The organism is Streptomyces flavofungini (assembly GCF_014650815.1).
GTDB lineage: Bacteria > Actinomycetota > Actinomycetes > Streptomycetales > Streptomycetaceae > Streptomyces > Streptomyces flavofungini.
Genome location: NZ_BMVR01000001.1, coordinates 553,831 through 573,470, shown reverse-complemented (window position 1 = coordinate 573,470; position 19,640 = coordinate 553,831). Strand labels below are relative to the sequence as shown.

14 protein-coding genes are annotated in these 19,640 nt (G+C 72.0%); 6 read left to right on the top strand and 8 right to left on the bottom strand.

Annotated elements, in window-relative coordinates; translation table 11 throughout:
• Positions 1-36: 36 nt before the first annotated feature.
• From IE274_RS02345 to IE274_RS02335, 3 genes are read right to left on the bottom strand one after another with little or no spacing between them, the layout of a single operon-like run.
• Entirely contained in the window at positions 37-2,016 is a 1,980-nt protein-coding gene (locus IE274_RS02345; RefSeq protein ID WP_372447235.1) for an ABC transporter permease/substrate-binding protein, read from the bottom strand.
• Positions 2,003-3,607: a sugar ABC transporter ATP-binding protein gene (locus tag IE274_RS02340; protein WP_190113817.1), complete on the bottom strand. Its 1,605-nt coding sequence runs from the start codon at positions 3,605-3,607 to the stop codon at positions 2,003-2,005. The genes IE274_RS02345 and IE274_RS02340 overlap by 14 nt, the downstream gene beginning before the upstream one ends.
• On the bottom strand, positions 3,604-4,635 hold the full coding sequence (locus IE274_RS02335; protein ID WP_190113816.1) for a LacI family DNA-binding transcriptional regulator: 1,032 nt from the start codon (positions 4,633-4,635) through the stop codon (positions 3,604-3,606). The genes IE274_RS02340 and IE274_RS02335 overlap by 4 nt, the downstream gene beginning before the upstream one ends.
• A gap of 349 nt (positions 4,636-4,984) precedes the next feature.
• On the opposite strand from IE274_RS02335, the gene recD2 reads away from it, so the two are divergent.
• A complete protein-coding gene (recD2, locus tag IE274_RS02330; protein WP_372447234.1) occupies positions 4,985-7,243 on the top strand; it encodes an SF1B family DNA helicase RecD2 in 2,259 nt (752 codons plus the stop codon).
• 228 nt (positions 7,244-7,471) lie between these two features.
• Positions 7,472-8,770: a citrate synthase gene (locus IE274_RS02325; protein WP_190113815.1), complete on the top strand. Its 1,299-nt coding sequence runs from the start codon at positions 7,472-7,474 to the stop codon at positions 8,768-8,770.
• A 669-nt stretch (positions 8,771-9,439) separates the two neighbouring features.
• On the opposite strand, the gene IE274_RS02320 is transcribed toward IE274_RS02325, so the two are convergent.
• The 5 genes from IE274_RS02320 to IE274_RS02300 form a co-directional block, all read right to left on the bottom strand.
• Positions 9,440-11,701 carry a heavy metal translocating P-type ATPase gene (locus IE274_RS02320; protein WP_190113814.1) on the bottom strand — a complete coding sequence of 754 codons (2,262 nt, stop codon included), beginning with the start codon at positions 11,699-11,701 and terminating at the stop codon, positions 9,440-9,442.
• Positions 11,702-11,782: 81 nt separating this feature from the next.
• Positions 11,783-12,028 carry a heavy-metal-associated domain-containing protein gene (locus IE274_RS02315; RefSeq protein WP_190113813.1) on the bottom strand — a complete coding sequence of 82 codons (246 nt, stop codon included), beginning with the start codon at positions 12,026-12,028 and terminating at the stop codon, positions 11,783-11,785.
• A gap of 139 nt (positions 12,029-12,167) precedes the next feature.
• Positions 12,168-12,368 carry a helix-turn-helix transcriptional regulator gene (locus IE274_RS02310; RefSeq protein ID WP_190113812.1) on the bottom strand — a complete coding sequence of 67 codons (201 nt, stop codon included), beginning with the start codon at positions 12,366-12,368 and terminating at the stop codon, positions 12,168-12,170.
• Between the two features lie 280 nt (positions 12,369-12,648).
• Positions 12,649-13,650 carry a helix-turn-helix domain-containing protein gene (locus IE274_RS02305; protein ID WP_190113811.1) on the bottom strand — a complete coding sequence of 334 codons (1,002 nt, stop codon included), beginning with the start codon at positions 13,648-13,650 and terminating at the stop codon, positions 12,649-12,651.
• Positions 13,651-13,861: 211 nt separating this feature from the next.
• Entirely contained in the window at positions 13,862-14,779 is a 918-nt protein-coding gene (locus IE274_RS02300; protein WP_190114099.1) for a sugar phosphate isomerase/epimerase family protein, read from the bottom strand.
• Between the two features lie 157 nt (positions 14,780-14,936).
• Between IE274_RS02300 and iolC the strand changes: the two genes are divergently transcribed.
• From iolC to iolD, 4 genes are all read left to right on the top strand, one after another.
• Positions 14,937-15,911, top strand: coding sequence for a 5-dehydro-2-deoxygluconokinase (gene iolC, locus IE274_RS02295; RefSeq protein WP_268255551.1), 975 nt, complete (start codon positions 14,937-14,939; stop codon positions 15,909-15,911).
• Between the two features lie 91 nt (positions 15,912-16,002).
• Complete coding sequence (locus IE274_RS02290; RefSeq protein WP_229909098.1) at positions 16,003-16,887, top strand: Cgl0159 family (beta/alpha)8-fold protein; 885 nt, start codon at positions 16,003-16,005, stop codon at positions 16,885-16,887.
• Positions 16,888-16,918: 31 nt separating this feature from the next.
• On the top strand, positions 16,919-17,722 hold the full coding sequence (iolB, locus tag IE274_RS02285) for a 5-deoxy-glucuronate isomerase (protein ID WP_190113809.1): 804 nt from the start codon (positions 16,919-16,921) through the stop codon (positions 17,720-17,722).
• Entirely contained in the window at positions 17,719-19,635 is a 1,917-nt protein-coding gene (iolD, locus tag IE274_RS02280; RefSeq protein WP_190113808.1) for a 3D-(3,5/4)-trihydroxycyclohexane-1,2-dione acylhydrolase (decyclizing), read from the top strand. Before iolB ends, iolD begins: the two co-directional genes overlap by 4 nt.
• The last annotated feature ends 5 nt before the right edge of the window (positions 19,636-19,640 follow it).

The following is a 19,640-nucleotide window of genomic DNA, read 5'->3' as shown; positions in this document are numbered from 1 at the left end:
GCGGAACGCCACGTGTGGCCCCGCGCGCGGAGAACCTCACTTGAACCGTGCCACGTTCTTCTCGGTGACCACCTTCACCGGCACCTTCACCACGGAGGACACCTTCTTGTCGTCCGCCGCGCGGATCGCGTTGCGCACCGCGATCCGGCCCAGCTCCGCGGGCTGCTGCGCCACCGACGCGTACAACGTGCCCGCCTCGACCGCCTTCAGGCCGTCGGGCGTGCCGTCGAAGCCGACCACCGACACCGACCTGCCCGCCTTGTCGCCGAGGGCCTTGACCGCGCCGAGCGCCATCTCGTCGTTCTCCGCGAAGACGCCGTCGACGCCCGGGTTGCCCTGGAGCAGGTTCGTCATGACGTCCAGGCCCTTGGTGCGGTCGAAGTCCGCGGGCTGCTTGGCGACGACCTTGATGCCGGGGAACGCCTTGATGCCCTCGGCGAAGCCCTGCCCGCGCTCCCGGCTCGCGGACGTGCCCGCCGTGCCCTGGAGGACGACGACCTCGCCCTTGCCGCCGAGCTTGTCGGCGAGGGCCTTCGCGGCCTGCCTGCCGCCCGCGACGTTGTCGGAGGCCACGAGGGTGGCCACGTCCGCCTTGTTCACGCCCCGGTCGGCGGCGACGACGGGGATGTCCGCCTTGTTCGCGGCGCGCACGGCCGGGCCGACGGCGTCGGAGTCGACCGGGTTGACGATGACGGCCTTCATGCTCTCGCTGGTGAAGTTCTGCAGCTGATTGGCCTGTTGGGACGCGTCGTTCTGCGCGTCCGTGACCGTCAGGTCGACGCCCGCCTTCTTGGCCTCCGCCTGCGCGCCCTCCTTCATCTGTACGAAGAAGGGGTTGTTCAGGGTGGAGAGGGACAGGCCGATCTTCGTGGACGTACCGGACGAGCCGGAGTGGAAGACGGACACCGCGGCGATGACGGCCGCCGCGACCACGGCGGCGAGCGTGTACTTGAGGGCTTGCGGTCCCTTGCCGCCGGACCCGGACGACGTGCTGCCGACGGCACCCCCGCCGCCCGCGCCCGCCCCGGCCTTCCTGCGCAGCGTGTCCAGGAGCACCGCGAGGGCGATCACGACGCCGATGACGACCTGCTGCCAGAACGCCGACACGGAAAGGAGGTTGAGGCCGTTGCGCAGCACCGCGAGGATCAGCGCGCCGATGAGCGTGCCCGACGCCTTGCCGACGCCGCCCGCGAGGCTCGCGCCGCCGATGACGACGGCGGCGATCGCGTCCAGCTCGTAGCCCTGCGCGGCCTGCGGCTGCGCGGACACCAGGCGGGAGGCGAGGACGATGCCCGCGACGGCCGCGAACAGGCCCGAGAGCGCGTAGATGATGATCTTCTGGCGCTTCACCCGAAGGCCCGAGAGGCGCGCGGCCTCCTCGTTGCCGCCGATCGCGTACATGGAGCGGCCGATGTACGTACGCGTCAGGATCAGCGCCGTGATCAGGCCCATCGCCACCATCACGATGACCGGCACCGGCAGCCAGCCGCCCAGCGTGTCACCGACCTTGGAGACCGACTCGGGGAACGCGATCGGGGAGCCCTGCGAGATCACCAGGGACAGGCCGCGGCCGATGGACAGCATCGCGAGCGTCGCGATGAACGGCGGGAGTTTCCCGTACGAGACGAGCACGCCGTTGACCAGACCGCAGGCGATGCCCGTGGCGACCGCGAGGAGCACCGCGATCCAGACGGGCACACCTTCCTTCGTCGCCGACCAGGCGAGGACCGTCGCGGACAGCGCCGCCACCGAGCCGACCGACAGGTCGATGCCCGCGGCGACGATGACGAAGGTGACGCCGAACGCGAGGATCGCCGTCACGGCCGCCTGCACGCCGACGTTGAGGAGGTTCTGCGTGGTCAGGAAGTCGCCGGAGAGCAGCGACATCGCGACCACCAGGACCACGAGGGCGCTGAGCGCGCCGTTGTCGAGCAGGACGCGGCGCAGGTCGAGGCCCCCGCCGCGGCCCGTGCCCGTCTTGCCGGTGTTGTCCGGCCGGGTGTCAGTGGTTGCCACGGGAGTCCTCCTTCGCGTCCCCCGCAGGGGCGTTGTCGTTGTGCACTGCCGGGGTCGTGGTGCTGACGGCGAGCGCCATCACCGCGTCCTGCGTCGCCTCGGCCGCGCCGAGTTCGCCCGCGATGCGGCCCTGTGCCATGACCAGGACCCGGTCGCTCATCCCGAGGACCTCCGGCAGATCGCTGGAGATCATCAGGACGGCGTGCCCGGCGGCCGTGAGTTCGTTGATGAGCTGGTAGATCTCGACCTTCGCGCCGACGTCGATGCCGCGCGTCGGCTCGTCGAGGATGAGCACCTTCGCCTGGGCGAGCAGCCACTTGCCGATGACGACCTTCTGCTGGTTGCCGCCGGAGAGGGTGCGCACGTGCTGGCCGAGCCCGGCCATGCGCACCCCGAGCTGGCCCGCGATCCGCTCGGCGGCGGCGCGCTGCCCGGCCCGGTCGACCAGGCCCGCCCGGGTCGCCGAGCGCAGCGTCACCAGGCCCAGGTTCTCCTCGACGGACGCGTCGAGCACCAGACCTTGGCCCTTGCGGTCCTCCGGGACCAGCCCGACGCCGGCGGTCATCGCCGCGTACACGTCGTGCCGGGGCAGCGCCCGCCCCGCGACCTCCACCGTGCCCGCGTCGTACGGATCCGCGCCGAACACGGCCCGCGCCACCTCCGTGCGCCCCGCGCCGACCAGGCCCGCGACGCCGACGACCTCACCGGCCCGCACCTCGAAGCCGACGTCGTGGAAGACCCCGCCCCGGGTGAGGCCGCGCACCCGCAGCAACGGCGCGTCCCCGTCGGCCGGTTCGCCCGCGGCGCCCCGCTCGCGCGGATACTGCTGCTCGATGGACCGCCCCACCATGAGGCGTACGAGTTCGTCCTCCGGCGTCGACGCGGGCACCTGCCCCACGCTGCGGCCGTCGCGCAGCACGCTCACACGGTCGCCGAGCGCGGCGATCTCCTCCAGGTGGTGGGTGATGAAGACGATGCCGACACCGTCGGCGCGCAGCCCGCGCACGATGGTGAAGAGCTTCTCCACCTCCTCGGAGGTGAGCACGGCCGTCGGCTCGTCCATCACGAGCACGCGCGCGTGCAGGCTGAGCGCCTTGGCGATCTCCACCATCTGCAGCCGGGCGATGCCGAGTTCGCGGCAGCGGGCGCGCGGCGAGACGTCGACGCCCACGCGCGCGAGGAGCTCGGCCGCGTCGGCCTCCATCTTCTTGCGGTCGATCAGACCGAAGCGGCGGGGCTGGCGGCCCAGGAAGATGTTCTCGGCGACCGTCAGATCGGGGACGAGGTTGAACTCCTGGTAGATGGTGGCGATCCCGAGCCGCTCGGCGTCCTGCGCGCCGTGGACGCGCACCTCCGCGCCGCCGACCAGGATCCGGCCCGCGTCGGGCTGGTTGGCGCCGGAGAACATCTTGATGAGCGTGCTCTTGCCCGCCCCGTTCTCGCCGAGGAGTACGTGCACCTCCCCGCCGCGCAGGTCGAAGTCCACGCCGTCGAGGGCGACGACGCCGGGGAAGGCCTTGCGGATGCCCTCGACGCGCAGCAGTTCCGGCGCGTCCTGCGCGGCGTCGCGCACCGGTGCGGGGCCAGTCATGCGTCACTCCTTCGGGTCGTGCCGGTCGGGGGGTGCTCGCCGCACGAGCTGCGTACGACGAGGCGCGCGGGCAGCGTCACCGACTCCGGCGTCCGGCCCTCGATCAGGTCGGTGAGCGCCCGCACGGCCGCCCGGCCCAACTCGCCCGTGGGCTGGGCGATCGCCGTGACCGGCGGATCGGTGTGCACGAACCAGGGGATGTCGTCGAACGCGGCGAGCGCGATGTCCTGCGGAATCCGCAGCCCGCGCGCGCGGATCGCGTCCAGCGCGCCGAGCGCCATCAGGTTGTCGGCGGCGAAGACGACCTCGGGCGGCTCGGGCAGCGCCAGGAACCGCTCGGTGGCGCGGCGCCCGCTCGCGGCCTGGAAGTCGCCCTGCCCGATGTACTCGGCGGGCAGCTCAAGGCCGTACGCGGCCAGCGCGTCCCGGAACGCCGCCACGCGCTCGCTGCCGGTGGTCGTCGCCGCCGGGCCCGCGATGATGGCGAGCCTGCGGTGGCCGAGCCCGTGCAGATGGGCGACCAGGTCGCGCACGGCGGAGCTTCCGTCGGCCCGCACGACGGGCACGTCGAGGCCGGGGATCCAGCGGTCGACGAAGACCATCGGGGTGCCCGCGCGGGCCGCGTCCAGGACGAGCGGGGAGCCGCCGTCGGCGGGGGAGACGAGGAGGCCGTCGATGCGGCGGTCCAGGAGCGTGCGGATGTGGTGGTCCTGCAACTCGGGCCGCTCGTCGGCGTTGCCGAAGATGATGCTGTAGCCGAGCGCGCGGGCCTCCTCCTCGACGGAGCGGGCCAACTCGGTGAAGTAGGGGTTCAGTACGTCGCTGATGACCAGGCCCAGCGTGCGCGTCTGGTCCGTCCTGAGGGACCGGGCGAGCGTGTTGGGCCGGTAGCCGAGCGCGTCCACCGCGGCGAGCACGCGCTCCCGGGCGGCCGGACTCACGGACGCGTGCGCGTTCAGGACACGCGAGACCGTGGCCACGGAGACGCCCGCACGGGCCGCGACGTCTTTGATGCCGACGCTTGCCACTGCCGATGCCACCTCCTCGTGGAATCGATTACACGAGGATTGGAATCGATTACACGGCTGGTGGCAACCCCCTGTCCGATGGCTGAAACTCGATCGTGATTTTTGCTGGCGTGGGCGCCTTGACCGGGTGGGGGCGCCTTGACCAGCGGCTGGGCCCCGTCAGGGGCGCGGGGAACTGCGCGCTCAGCGCGCGAGAAGCCGCAGTCGCGTCTGCCGGGATCTCGGCAGACGCGACTGCGGCTTTTGCTGGGGCTGGTCGCGCAGTTCCCCGCGCCCCTGACGGGGCACGGCATCTCCCCGCATGCGCCCCTGGCGAGGCGCTGTCAGTGGGCGGCGGTAGCGTCGGGTCATGTCCAGTGCCGCACAGCGGAAGAGCGTCGCCGGTGTTCCCGCACCCCGCATGGCCGTCGTCGAGGGCGTCCTGGAGAGGGTGACGTACGCCAACGAGGAGAACGGGTACACGGTCGCGCGCGTGGACACCGGGCGCGGCGCCGGTGACCTGCTGACCGTGGTCGGCGCGCTGCTCGGCGCGCAGGTCGGCGAGTCGCTGCGGATGGAGGGCCGTTGGGGCTCCCACGCGCAGTACGGCAAGCAGTTCACCGTGGAGAACTACACGACGGTCCTCCCGGCCACGATCCAGGGCATCCGGCGCTATCTCGGCTCCGGCCTCATCAAGGGCATCGGCCCGGTGATGGCCGACCGCATCACGACGCACTTCGGCGTGGACACCCTCGACGTCATCGAGACCGAGCCCAAGCGCCTCATCGAGGTCCCCGGCCTCGGCCCCAAGCGCACGAAGAAGATCGCCGCCGCATGGGAGGAGCAGAAGGCGATCAAGGAGGTGATGGTCTTCCTCCAGGGCGTCGGCGTCTCCACGTCGATCGCCGTGCGGATCTACAAGAAGTACGAGGACGCCTCGATCTCCATCGTCCGGAACCAGCCGTACCGGCTCGCCGCCGACGTGTGGGGCATCGGCTTCCTCACCGCCGACCGCATCGCCCAGTCGGTCGGCATCCCGCACGACAGCCCGGAGCGCGTCAAGGCCGGTCTGCAGTACGCCCTTTCGCAATCCACCGACCAGGGCAACTGCTTCCTGCCCGAGGAGCGCCTGATCGCCGACGCGGTCAAGCTCCTCCAGGTCGACACGGGCCTCGTCATCGACTGCCTCGGAGAGCTGGCCCAGGACCCCGAAGGGGTGGTCCGCGAGCCCGTCCCTGGACCGGACGGCGGGGGCGACGTCACGGCCGTCTTCCTGGTCCCCTTCCACCGCGCCGAGCTGTCCCTGTCCGCCCAGCTCCTGCGGCTGCTGCGGACGCCGGACGACCGGATGCCGGGGTTCGGGGACGTCGACTGGGGCAAGGCGCTCGGCTGGCTCAAGGGGCGCACGGGGGCCGAGCTCGCGCCCGAGCAGGAGGAGGCCGTCCGGCTCGCCCTGACCAGCAAGGTCGCCGTCCTCACCGGCGGGCCGGGCTGCGGCAAGTCCTTCACGGTCCGCTCGATCGTGGAGCTGGCCCGCGCCAAGAAGGCCAAGGTGCTGCTCGCCGCGCCCACGGGCCGCGCCGCCAAGCGCCTGGCCGAGCTGACCGGCGCCGAGGCGTCCACCGTCCACCGCCTCCTGGAGCTGAAGCCCGGCGGCGACGCGGCGTACGACAAGGACCGGCCCCTGGACGCCGACCTGGTGGTCGTCGACGAGGCCTCCATGCTCGACCTGCTCCTCGCCAACAAGCTGGTCAAGGCCGTCCCGCCGGGCGCGCACCTGCTCTTCGTGGGCGACGTCGACCAGCTCCCCAGCGTCGGCGCGGGCGAGGTCCTGCGGGACCTGCTCAGCACGGACAGCCCCGTCCCCGCGGTGCGGCTGACCCGGGTCTTCCGGCAGGCGCAGCAGTCCGGCGTGGTCACCAACGCCCACCGCATCAACGCCGGGCAGTCACCCCTCACCCAGGGCCTGGACGACTTCTTCCTCTTCGTCGAGGACGACACCGAGGAGGCCGGGCGGCTCACCGTCGACGTGGCCGCCCGCCGCCTGCCCGCGAAGTTCGGCCTCGACCCGCGCCGGGACGTGCAGGTCCTCGCCCCCATGCACCGGGGCCCGGCGGGCGCGGGTCACCTGAACGGCCTGCTCCAGCAGGCCATCACCCCCGGCCGCCCCGATCTGCCGGAGAAGCGCTTCGGCGGCCGCGTCTTCCGCGTCGGCGACAAGGTCACACAGATCCGCAACAACTACGACAAGGGCGCCAACGGCGTCTTCAACGGCACGGTCGGCGTGGTCACCGCCCTGGACGCCGACGAGCAGCGCCTGACCGTCCGCACGGACGAGGACGAGGAGGTCGCGTACGACTTCGACGAACTCGACGAACTCGCCCACGCCTATGCGGTGACAATCCACCGCTCCCAGGGAAGTGAGTACCCAGCGGTCGTGATCCCGGTCACCACCGGCGCCTGGATGATGCTGCAGCGGAACCTGCTCTACACGGCCGTGACGCGGGCCCGGAAACTGGTCGTCCTGGTCGGCTCGCGCAAGGCTCTCGGGCAGGCGGTCCGCACGGTCTCCGCGGGCCGCAGATGGACGGCACTGGATCATCGGCTCGCGGTTCGGCGCGGCGGTTGAGGGTAGGCGTCAAGGCACTGCCGACCTTTGATCGATCAAACGAGTCGGAAAGGTCACACAGCACTTTCGGAACTGGGGCGAAGGGGGCAGGATGAGCAGGTTGGCGGCACTGAGTGCCGCCAATAGGCCCAATGGTCGACCCCGAGTGCACTCTCCAGGGCCAAATGGGGGATGGTAGAGACAGTCAGGGCACCTCGAAGAAGAGGCACAACGTCGGTGAGGGATGACGTGAGCGAGAACGCTAACAACGGTGTAGTACTGCGGTACGGCGACAGCGAGTACACCTACCCGGTGATCGAGTCGACCGTCGGCGACAAGGGCTTCGACATCGGGAAGCTCCGCGCCCAGACCGGTCTGGTGACCCTGGACAGCGGCTATGGAAACACCGCCGCCTATAAATCCGCCATCACCTATCTCGACGGCGAGCAGGGCATCCTGCGCTACCGCGGCTACCCGATCGAGCAGCTCGCGGAGCGCTCCACCTTCACCGAGGTGGCGTACCTGCTGATCAACGGCGAGCTGCCGAAGGTCGACGAGCTGGCCACCTTCAAGAACGAGATCACCCAGCACACCCTGCTGCACGAGGACGTCAAGCGGTTCTACGACGGCTTCCCGCGCGACGCGCACCCGATGGCGATGCTGTCGTCGGTCGTCTCCGCGCTGTCGACGTTCTACCAGGACAGCCACAACCCGTTCGACGAGAAGCAGCGGCACCTCTCCACGATCCGCCTGCTCGCCAAGCTTCCGACGATCGCGGCGTACGCGTACAAGAAGTCGCAGGGCCACCCGGTCGTCTACCCGCGCAACGACCTCGGCTACGTCGAGAACTTCCTGCGCATGACCTTCTCGGTGCCCGCCGCCGAGTACGACCTGGACCCGGTCGTCGTCGCCGCGCTCGACAAGCTCCTGATCCTGCACGCGGACCACGAGCAGAACTGTTCGACGTCCACGGTCCGTCTGGTCGGCTCCTCGCAGGCCAACATGTTCGCGTCGATCTCCGCGGGCATCTCCGCCCTCTGGGGCCCGCTGCACGGCGGCGCCAACCAGTCGGTCCTGGAGATGCTGGAGGGCATCCAGGCCTCCGGCGGCGACGTCGACACCTTCATCCGCAAGGTGAAGAACAAGGAAGACGGCGTGAAGCTCATGGGCTTCGGGCACCGCGTCTACAAGAACTTCGACCCCCGGGCGAAGATCATCAAGGCGGCGGCGCACGATGTCCTCTCGGCGCTCGGCAAGTCCGACGAGCTGCTCGACATCGCACTGAAGCTGGAAGAGCACGCGCTGGCCGACGACTACTTCGTCGAGCGCAAGCTGTACCCCAACGTGGACTTCTACACCGGCCTCATCTACCGCGCCATGGGCTTCCCGACCGAGATGTTCACGGTCCTCTTCGCCCTCGGCCGCCTGCCGGGCTGGATCGCCCAGTGGCACGAAATGATCAAGGAGCCCGGCTCCCGCATCGGCCGTCCCCGCCAGATCTACACCGGCGAGGTGATCCGGGACTTCGTCCCGGTGGAGTCCCGCTAGCCTGCGGCCGCGGCTGACTCTGTGCCCCGCAAGGGGCGCGGGGAACTGCGCGCTCAGCGCGCGAAGAGCCGCAGTCGCGTCTGCCGGGATCTCGGCAGACGCGACTGCGGCTTTCGCTGTGGCTGGTCGCGCAGTTCCCCGCGCCCCTGACCGGGCTCAGGTCGGCCTCGCGGGTGCCCACTGGTCAAGGCGCCCCGCCAATGAAAAGCGCCCCGCCGTCGATCCCCCCACGGGTCGACGGTCGGGGCGCTTTCCTGTGCCCCGGTGCGGATTCCCCCCACGGGATCCGGCCGGGAGTCTGTCGTGCGCGCTGGGGGCGCGCGGGTCCTGAATGGATGGTGTGCGATCTGCCGGGACGCGTACGGGATCGGGAGGGCCGCTCAAAGCTCCCCGGTGCACGTGCCCCGGCCAACGCTCCCCCAAGCTCTGCAGGAGCAGAGGGGTTCCTCCATCAGGGACATCCCCCAAGATGTCCCCCGACGCCCGATGGATCCCCCAAGATCCCTCTGGTGTCGCCCTCTTAGACTCGCGAGCCCCCCTGATGGTTACGTTGCGATCGCTGTGATCTACGTCTCTTGCATATGCCATCGAACGCGCGCAAGGGGGCCCATATGCGGATATCTCCCTTGAGGTGAGAGTCCCGCGAAGACAGTGTGAAGGATCGCGAGGCTATGTGAAAGACCGCAAGCGGAGGCTGTTGGTGACGACGAACACGGAGGAGAACGCCATGGCCGCTCCGGCGATCATCGGGTTGAGCAGTCCGGCGGCCGCGAGGGGCAGCGCGGCGACGTTGTAGCCGAAGGCCCAGCAGAGGTTGCCCTTGATGGTGGCGAGGGTGCGGCGGGCGAGCCGGATGGCGTCGGCGGCCACGCGCAAGTCACCCCGGACGAGGGTGAGATCGCCCGCCTCGATGGCGGCGTCCGTGCCGGTTCCCATGGCCAGCCCGAGGTCGGCCGTCGCCAGCGCGGCCGCGTCGTTCACGCCGTCCCCGACCATGGCAACGACCCGCCCCTCGCCCTGCAGGCGCCGCACCACGTCGGCCTTGTCCGCGGGCAGGACCTCCGCGTACACGGCCTCGGGCGCGATCCCGACGTCCCGCGCGACCGTCTCCGCCACGGCCTGGTTGTCGCCGGTCAACAGCACCGGCCGCAACCCGAGTTCACGCAGACGGCGGACGGCGTCGGCGCTGGTGTCCTTGACGGTGTCGGCGACGGCGAGCAGCCCGCAGGCCACCCCGTCCCGGGCGACGAGCACGGCCGTGCGGCCCGCGGCCTCGGCCCGCTCGCGCGCGGCGGTCAGCTCGGCCAGGCCGGTCACGCCCGCCTGTGCGAGCAGCCGTTCGCGCCCGGCCAGCACCTCGTGCCCGTCGACCGTGCCGCGCACCCCGGACCCGGGGACGTTCTCGAAGTCCGTCGGCACCGGCAGGGCGCCCGCGTCGAGGCCGAGCCGCTGGGCGGCGCCCGCCGCGACGGCCCGTGCGACCGGGTGCTCGGAGGCGTGTTCCAGGGCGCCCGCGAGCCGCAGCAGCTCCTTCTCTTCGGCGCCCTCGGCCGCGTACACCTCCTGGAGGGTCATGCGTCCCGTCGTCACCGTGCCGGTCTTGTCGAGGACGATCGTGTCGACGCGGCGGGTGGACTCCAGGACCTCGGGGCCCTTGATGAGGATGCCGAGCTGGGCGCCGCGGCCGGTGCCGACGAGCAGGGCGGTGGGCGTGGCGAGGCCGAGCGCGCAGGGGCAGGCGATGATCAGTACGGCGACGGCGGCCGTGAACGCGGCGGCGGCGCCCACGCCGTTGCCGAGCCAGAAGCCGAGCGTGGCCACGGCGAGCGCGATGACGACGGGGACGAAGACGGCGGCGACGCGGTCGGCGAGGCGCTGCACCTCGGCCTTGCCGCTCTGCGCGTCCTCGACGAGGCGGGCCATGCGGGCCAGTTGGGTGTCGGCGCCGACGCGGGTGGCCTCGACGACCAGGCGCCCGCCCGCGTTCACGGTCGCGCCGGTGACCGCGTCGCCGACTGTGACGTCGGCGGGCACGGACTCGCCGGTCAGCATCGACACGTCGACGGCGGACGCGCCCTCGACCACGGTGCCGTCGGTGGCGACGGTCTCCCCGGGGCGTACGACGAAGCGGTCCCCGACGGCGAGCCGCCCCACCGGGACCCGCGTCTCCGTGCCGTCGGGGCCGAGTACGGACACGTCCTTGGCGCCGAGTTCGAGCAGGGCCCGCAGGGCCGCGCCCGCCTTCCGCTTGGAGCGGGCCTCCAGATAGCGGCCGAGCAGGATGAACGTGACGACCCCCGCGGCCACTTCGAGATAGAGCGCCGAGGAGCTGTCGCCGCGCGCGATCGTGAACTCGAAGCCGTGCCGCATGCCCGGCTCGCCCGCCGTGCCCAGGAACAGCGCCCACACCGACCAGCCGAACGCGGCGAGCGTGCCGAGGGACACCAGGGTGTCCATGGTCGCCGCGCCGTGCCGGGCGTTGGTGAGCGCCGCCTTGTGGAAGGGCAGCCCGCCCCACACGACGACCGGCGCGGCCAGCGTCAGGGACAGCCACTGCCAGTACTCGAACTGGAACGAGGGCACCATCGCGAGCACCACGACGGGCAGCGCGAGGGCGGCGGAGACGAGCAGGCGCTGCAGCAGCCGGTCGGCCTCGGTGAGGTCGGTGCTGACGGGCCGGTCGGCACCGTCGCCCGGCCCGGCGTCCGGTGGGGGCGGGACGATCTCGTGCGCCGAGTAGCCGAGCTTCTCGACGGTGGCGACGAGCTGGCCGACCTCGATCCCGTCCGGGTAGGCGACCTTGGCCTTCTCGGTGGCGAGGTTGACCGAAGCGGTCACGCCCTCCAGGCGGTTCAGCTTCTTCTCGATGCGGGCCGAGCAGGAGGCACAGGTCATTCCGCCGATGGCGAGTTCGACCTCGGAGGTGTTCATGACGGCTCTTTCGGGGAAGGCGCCGGGCCCCGCGGCCGTGGGTGGCGTGCCGCGGGGCCCGGGGGAGGGGCGAGGTGGCGGTCAGGCCTTGCCGACGAGCTCGTAGCCGGCCTCGTCGACCGCGGCGCGGACCGCCTCCTCGTCCAGCGGCGCGGCGGAGACCACGGTCACCTTGCCGCTGGACGCCTCGGCCTTGACCGAGCTGACGCCCGCGAGCTCGCCGATCTCGCTGGACACGGCGCCCTCGCAGTGGCCGCACGTCATGCCCGTCACGGCGAACACCGTGGTGACGGAGTCGGTCTGCGAGGTCTGGGCGTTGGCGGTCATGTCGTTCTCCTCGGTGAAGGGTGTGGACGTGGTGGACGTCTGTGCACGCGTGGGGTCCCGTTGGTTCCAGGGAACCCCTGACGTGCTTCACACTATACCCCTAGGGGGTACTCATCCAAGAGGGGGCGGCGGGCTCTTCTCAGCCGTCTCTGCGGGCCCGGTTGCCGGGCCGGGAGGCCACCCAGGCGCGGATGGTGTCGGCGTACCAGTAGGGCTTGCCGCCCTCGACGTGGTCGGGCTCGGGCAGCAGACCGTGCTTGCGGTAGGAGCGCACGGTGTCGGGCTGGACCCGGATGTGCGCCGCGATGTCCTTGTACGACCAGAGCCTTCGGTCGGTCATGGGTGGCTCCTCCCTGTGCGCGCCCAGGGGCGGCCGGTACGGCCGACGGGGGAGCTGGGCGCGACACTGGCGATCACTCAGCCTGTGCCCGGCGAACGACGCAGAGTGACCGCGCGGGGGCGTCTGTCGACTGGCTGTGACGCAAGACCCGCGTACCCGGGACATGTGTGACAGGAAAAGGGTGTTTGTGACGGAAGTGCCGCTCGCGCAGGGCGTGGACACGGGGCGTGTCCGGGGCGCGTGACTACACGTGGTGGTATTCGTCGGTGTCGCCGTGCCCTCAGCGGCGGCGTCCGGTCGACGCGAACACCGCCCGCTGCCCGGGCGACCCCGGCACCAGGACCAGGCTCGTCTGCTCGCCCGCGAGCCGCTCGGCGGACGGCGGCCCGCTGTGCGCCGGGAGCGGGACCGCCCCGGCGAGCACGAACCGGCGCGGGGTGCAGCCCGTCATGGCCTTGAACTCGCCGCTGAGGTGCGCCTGGTCGTAGAAGCCGCAGAGCGCCGCCGTCTCCGCCTGACTGCGGCCCGCGGCGAGCAGGCGGCGGGCGCGCTGCAGGCGCAGGATCCGGCCGGCCGCCTTCGGGCCGACGCCGATCTGCTCGCGGAACCGGTTCTCCAACTGCCGTACGCTCCAGCCGACCTCCTCCGCGATCCGGGCCACGGACGCCCGGCCACCGGTGCGCGTCAACGCGTCCCAGGCCCGCACGATCCGCGCCGAGCACGGCGGCCCGTCCTGCGACCAGTGGGCGAGGACGTCGTCGAGGAGGCCGAAGCGGTCGCTCCAGCGGGGCAGCGCGGCGAGCGCCGCCGCCAGGTCCCCGACGTGGTCCCGGCGGCCCCGCCCCGGCCGGACGCCGAGCGTGTCCGGGTCCAGGGCGCGCTCGGCCAGCTCGTGCTGTTCCGTGCCGAAGAGCGTGAACGCGGCCCACGGCGTGAGCAGCACCTCGACGCCGGCGATGCGCCCGTCGTGCTCGCCGAGCACCGGCCGCGTGGTGAGCCCGGAGACCACCGAGACCAGCGACACCGGCGGGCGGGTGGAGCCCGGGAGGCCCCGGATGCGCAGTCGGTCACCGAATCCCAGCATCAAGGTGACCGCGCCGATGGGGACTTCGAGCCGTTGCCGGGGCGCGCCGAGGGCGAGCCGGAAGCCGCGGTAGCTGAGGACGCCCGGCCGCAGCCGGGGGTGCGGCCGGGCCAGGGCGACCTCCCAGAGGCCGTCCGGGCCGCGCAGGGAGCGCACCGGGGTGCGCGTACGTGCGTCGTGCCAGCGGCCCGCGTTCATCCGGCCTCCCGCTCGTCGTCGGCCCGGCCCCGCCCGTCGTGGGACAAGCGTGCCGCAACCGCGCGCCGGGCAGGAGGCCCCGGACGGGGCCAGGGCTCCGAGCGGGCAGACAAAGTCCGCCGCGGTACGAAGCGCCCCTAAGGGGCGCGGGGAACTGCGCGACCAGCCCCCACCGGCCCGCAGGAGCAAGACCGCACATCCAGCGAAGCGCTCACGCGCCGCAGGAGCGCAGGAACGAGCGGGTGCGGCGGGCGATCGGCAGCGGCTTGTCCGGCTCGCACGGGTACATGTCCTGCTCGACGATGGCGAACAGGTCGACGTCCAGCTTCTGCGCGGCCTCCAGGACAGGACCGAGCGCGGGCACCCCCGTGGGCGGTTCGCACATCACGCCGCGCGCGACGGCGGGCCCGAACGGCATGTCCTGCGCGCGCACCTCGGCGAGCACGGCCGGGTCGACCTGCTTCAGGTGCAGATAGCCGATGCGCTCGCCGTACGTCTCGATGAGCTTGACGCTGTCGCCGCCGCAGTACGCGTAGTGCCCGGTGTCCAGGCACAGCGAGACCAGGTCGGAGTCCGTGCCGTCCAGGAACCGGGCGACGTTCTCCTCGGTGTCGATGTGGGTGTCGGCGTGCGGGTGGACGACGATCGTGAGGCCGTAGCGCTCGCGCACCTCGCGGCCCAGGCGCTCGGTCTGGGTGGTGAGCTGGCGCCACTGCCCGGGGGTGAGGGTGGCGTCCTCCAGGACCTCGCCGGTCTTGTCGTCGCGCCAGAAGGACGGGATGACGACGAGGTGGCGTGCGCCCATCGCCCGGGTCAGCTCGGCGATCGCGGAGACGTGGTCCCAGGTCCTGTCCCAGACGTCCGGGCCGTGGTGCAGGCCCGTGAAGACCGTTCCGGCGGACACCTTGAGGCCGCGGCGGTCCGTCTCGGCGGTCAGCCGCGCCGGGTCGGTCGGCAGATAGCCGTACGGGCCCAGCTCGATCCACTCGTAACCGGAGTCGGCGACTTCGTCCAGGAAGCGCGTCCAGGGGACCTGCTGGGGATCCTCGGGGAACCACACGCCCCAGGAGTCGGGGGCGGAGCCGATGCGGATGCGGGACAGAGCCGACGATGCCGACGATGGGGTCAAGGGGGTCTTGGTCGCCATGGGCGTCAGCCTCCACGGCGGCCGAGAAGAGTGTCAAGGAGTAGTCCGAATGTAAGGACAAAATGTTGACAGGGTTCCTGGGACGGGATTAGACCTGAGGCAGGCGACGACAGGCTGCCTCCAGGAAGGGATGTGCAGGGTGAGCGATCCGAACACCGATCCGTACGACGCGTACGACGTCATCACGATGGGCCGGATCGGGGTGGACCTCTACCCCCTGCAGACCGGGGTGCCGCTCTCGAAGGTCACGACGTTCGGGAAGTTCCTCGGCGGCTCGGCCACCAACGTGGCGGTCGCGGCGGCGCGGCTCGGGCGGCGCGTGGGCGTGGTCACGCGGACCGGACAGGACCCCTTCGGCACGTATCTGCGCGAGCAGCTGCGGGAGTTCGGGGTCGACGACCGGTGGGTCGGCGCGGTCGCCGGCCTGCCCACGCCCGTGACGTTCTGCGAGATCTTCCCGCCCGACGACTTTCCGCTGTACTTCTACCGGCAGCCCAAGGCGCCCGACCTGGAGCTGTCCGCCGCCGAGCTCGACCTCGACGCGATCGCCGAGGCCAGCATCTTCTGGGTCACCGGGACGGGGCTCTGCGCCGAGCCCAGCCGGACCGCGACCATCGCCGCGCTCGGGGCGCGCTCCGGCGGCATCACCGTCTTCGACCTCGACTGGCGGCCGATGTTCTGGAGCGACCCCGACGAAGCCCGGCCGCACTATGCCGCCGCGCTGCGGCACGCGAGTGTCGCCGTGGGCAACGTGGACGAGGTCGAGATCGCCACCGGGGTGCGGGAGCCCCGGGCCGCGGCGGGGGCGCTGCTCGCCGCGGGCGTCGAGCTCGCCGTGGTCAAGCAGGGGCCCAAGGGGGTGCTCGCCATGAACCAGGCGGGGGACACCGTCGAGGTGCCGCCGCTGCCGGTGACCGTCCTCAACGGGCTCGGGGCCGGGGACGCGTTCGGTGGGGCGCTGTGTCACGGGCTGCTTGCGGGGTGGGAGTTGGAGCGGGTGATTCGGTACGCGAACGCGGCGGGGGCGATCGTCGCCTCTCGGCTGGAGTGTTCGTCGGCGATGCCGTACGCCGGTGAGGTTGAAGCTGCGCTTCAGGCGGGGGCTGTCCTGTGAACCGTTGGACTCGCAGTACCGTGCGCCGTGGGCCGTGCCCACCCGTGCCGCCCTGCGGCACGATTGCCCACAGTGGTGGGGAGGTGGTCGCGTGACCACCGTAGACGTGGGCGAGCTCGTGCGGACCCGGGTGCGGGAGCCCGAAGCCATCGCCGAGGCCGCCGCCCGGCGTAAGCGGCGGGAGCTGGTCGGCGACTCCGGGCGGCTGATGATCATCGCGGCGGACCACCCGGCCCGCGGCGCCCTCGGCGTCGGCAAGGACCCGATGGCCATGGCCGACCGGGCCGACCTCCTCGCCCGCCTGTGCCTCGCCCTGTCCCGCCCCGGCGTGGACGGCGTGCTGGCCACCGCCGACATCCTGGACGACCTGCTGCTGCTCGGCGCGCTCGACGGCAAGGTCGTCATGGGGTCGATGAACCGCGGCGGCCTCGCGGGCGCCGCCTTCGAGCTGGACGACCGCTTCACCGGCTACCGCCCCCGGGACCTGCGCCGCCTCGGCTTCGACGCGGGCAAGCTGCTGCTCCGCGTCGACTACACCGACCCCGGGTCCCTCACCACCCTGGAGGCCACCGCCCGCGCCGTCGACGCCATGGCCGCGCGCAGGCTGCCCGTGTTCGTGGAGCCGTTCCTGTGCCGCAGGTCCGACGACGGCGTGCTGCGCAACGACCTGAGCGCGGCGGCCGTCACCCGGTCCATCGCCATCGCCGCGGGACTCGGCGGCACCTCGGCGTACACCTGGCTGAAGGTCCCCGTCACCGAGAACCCCGACGACATGGCCCGCGTCATGGAGACCTCGACGCTGCCCGCCGTGCTGCTCGGCGGCGACATCGCCGGGGACGCGGACGCCGCGTACGAGAAGTGGCGCGGCGCCCTGCGGCTGCCCACCGTGCAGGGCCTGGTCGCCGGGCGGACGCTGCTGTACCCGGCGGACGGCGATGTCGCGGGCGCCGTCGACACCGCGGTCGGCCTGCTGTAGCCGTGACGTACGCAATCAGGAGGAGCCCCGCATGACGTACGTACCAAAAGGAAGTGCGGCCGACGGGCCCTACGCCGTCGCCATCGACCCGAAAAGCGCAGCCTGGACGTATGCGGGGCTGCGTGTCGTCGAGATCCCGGCCGGTGGATCGCACTCCTTCGCCACCGGTGAGAGTGAATGGATCGTGCTCCCGCTGACCGGCGGCTGTACGGTGCACGCGGAGGGCGAGATCATCGAACTCCTGGGCCGTGGGAGCGTGTTCAGCGGAGTCACCGACTTCGCTTACGTGCCCCGTGACGCCCACATCCAAATCGCCTCCGGCGTGGGAGGCCGCTTCGCCCTGGCAGGAGCGAAGTGCGAGCGCCGACTCCCCGCCCGCTACGGCCCCGCGCCGGAGGTCCCCGTCGAAGCGCGCGGCAGCGGAAGCTGCGCGCGCCAGGTCCGCAACTTCGCGTCCGCGGACGCCTTCGACTGTGACCGGCTCATCGCCGTGGAGGTGATCACGCCGGGCGGCAACTGGTCCTCGTATCCGCCGCACAAGCACGACGAGCACCGTCCCGGCGTCGAGTCGGTCCTCGAAGAGATCTACTACTTCGAGATCGAGGGCGAGCACGGCTTCGGCTACCAGCGGGTGTTCCCCTCCCGCGAGGGCGGCACCGACGTGCTCGCCGAGGTGCGTTCCGGCGACGCGGTGCTCGTGCCCGACGGCTGGCACGGCCCGTCCATCGCCCAGCCGGGGCACCCCATGTACTACCTGAACGTCATGGCGGGACCGGGGGACGAGCGGGAGTGGAAGATCTGCTTCCACCCCGACCACACGGAGGGTTACCGATGAGCGATACGCAGGGGGGCACGCGCGCCGCGCCCGGCACGGTCCGGCTCACGACGGCCCAGGCCCTGGTGCGCTTCCTGGGGCGCCAGTTCACCGAGCGGGACGGCGAGCGGCGCCGCCTCATCGGCGCGACCTGGGGCATCTTCGGGCACGGCAACGTCGCGGGCCTCGGCCAGGCGCTCGTGGAGTACGGCGAGCAGATGCCGTTCCACCAGGGCCGCAACGAACAGGCCATGGTGCACGCGGCCGTCGGGTACGCCCGGCAGTGCGGGCGCCTGGCCACGCACGCCGTGACCACGTCCATCGGGCCCGGTGCCACCAACCTCGTCACGGGTGCGGCCCTCGCGACCGTCAACCACCTGCCGGTGCTCCTGCTGCCCGGCGACACCTTCGCCACCCGCCCCGCCGACCCGGTGCTCCAGCAGCTCGAAGTGCCCTATGCGGGCGACGTGTCCGTGAACGACTGCCTGCGGCCCGTCTCGAAGTACTTCGACCGTGTCACCCGCCCCGAGGCGCTGATCCCGGCCGCGCTGCAGGCGATGCGCGTGCTCACCGACCCCGTCGAGACGGGCGCCGTCACCCTCGCGCTCCCGCAGGACGTGCAGGCGGAAGGCTACGACTGGCCCGAGGAGTTCTTCGTCGAGCGGGTGTGGACGGTACGCCGCCAGGCCCCCGACCCCGCCGAACTCGCCGCCGCCGCCCGCCTCGTGCGCGACAGCGACCGGCCCCTGATCATCGCGGGCGGCGGCGTCCACCACAGCGCCGCCGAGCAGGCCCTCGCCGACCTCGCCGCCGCCACCGGCATCCCCGTCGCCGCCACCCAGGCCGGGAAGGGCTCGCTGCGCCACGACCACCCCGCCGACGTCGGCGGCATCGGCCACACCGGCACCGCGACCGCCGACGAACTCGCCCGCACCGCCGACCTGGTGATCGGTGTCGGCACCCGCTACACCGACTTCACCACCGCGTCCGGCACCCTCTTCGGCGCGCCCGGCGTGCGCTTCCTCAACATCAACGTCGCCGCGTTCGACGCGCACAAGATGGCGGGCGCCACGGTCGTCGCCGACGCCCGCGCCGCCATCGAAGGCCTGCGGGACATGCTGTCCGGCCACCGCGTCGACCCGGCGTACGCGGTGGAGTACACCGACGACAAGGAGCGCTGGGAGCGGCGTGTTGACGAGGCTTTCGCCGCCTACGCGGCGGACGAGCCCGATGTGCGGCCCACCCAGACACAGGTCCTCGGCCTCCTCGACGAGCTGGTCACCGACGCCGACGTCCTCATCAACGCGGCCGGATCGCTCCCCGGCGACCTGCACAAGCTGTGGCGGGCCCGCTCGCCCCGGCAGTACCACGTGGAGTACGGCTACTCCTGCATGGGCTACGAGATCCCGGCCGCGATCGGGGTGTCCCTGGCCTCGCCCGAGCGGCCCGTGTGGGCGCTGGTCGGCGACGGGACGTACCTGATGATGCCCACCGAGATCGTCACGGCCGTGCAGGAGAACATCCCGATCAAGGTCGTGATCCTGCAGAACCACGGGTACGCGTCCATCGGCGGCCTCTCCGAGTCCGTCGGCGGCGAACGCTTCGGCACCGCCTACCGCCACCGCGCGCCCGACGGCACCTACACGGGCCCCCCGCTGCCCGTCGACCTCGCCGCCAACGCGGCCTCCCTCGGACTGCCGGTGCGGCGCGCGAAGACCGTCGGCGACCTGCGCGAGGCCCTGCGCGAAGCACGCGAAGCGGACGGCCCCACATGTGTCTACGTGGAGACGGAAACGGCAGACACAGTGTCGGGCCCGCCCCCGGCACAGGCGTGGTGGGATGTGCCCGTGGCCGAGACCGCGACCCGGGCGTCGGCGGTCAAGGCACGCGAGGAGTACGACCGGCACGTGTCCGCCCGGCGCCGCCATCTGTGAAGGAG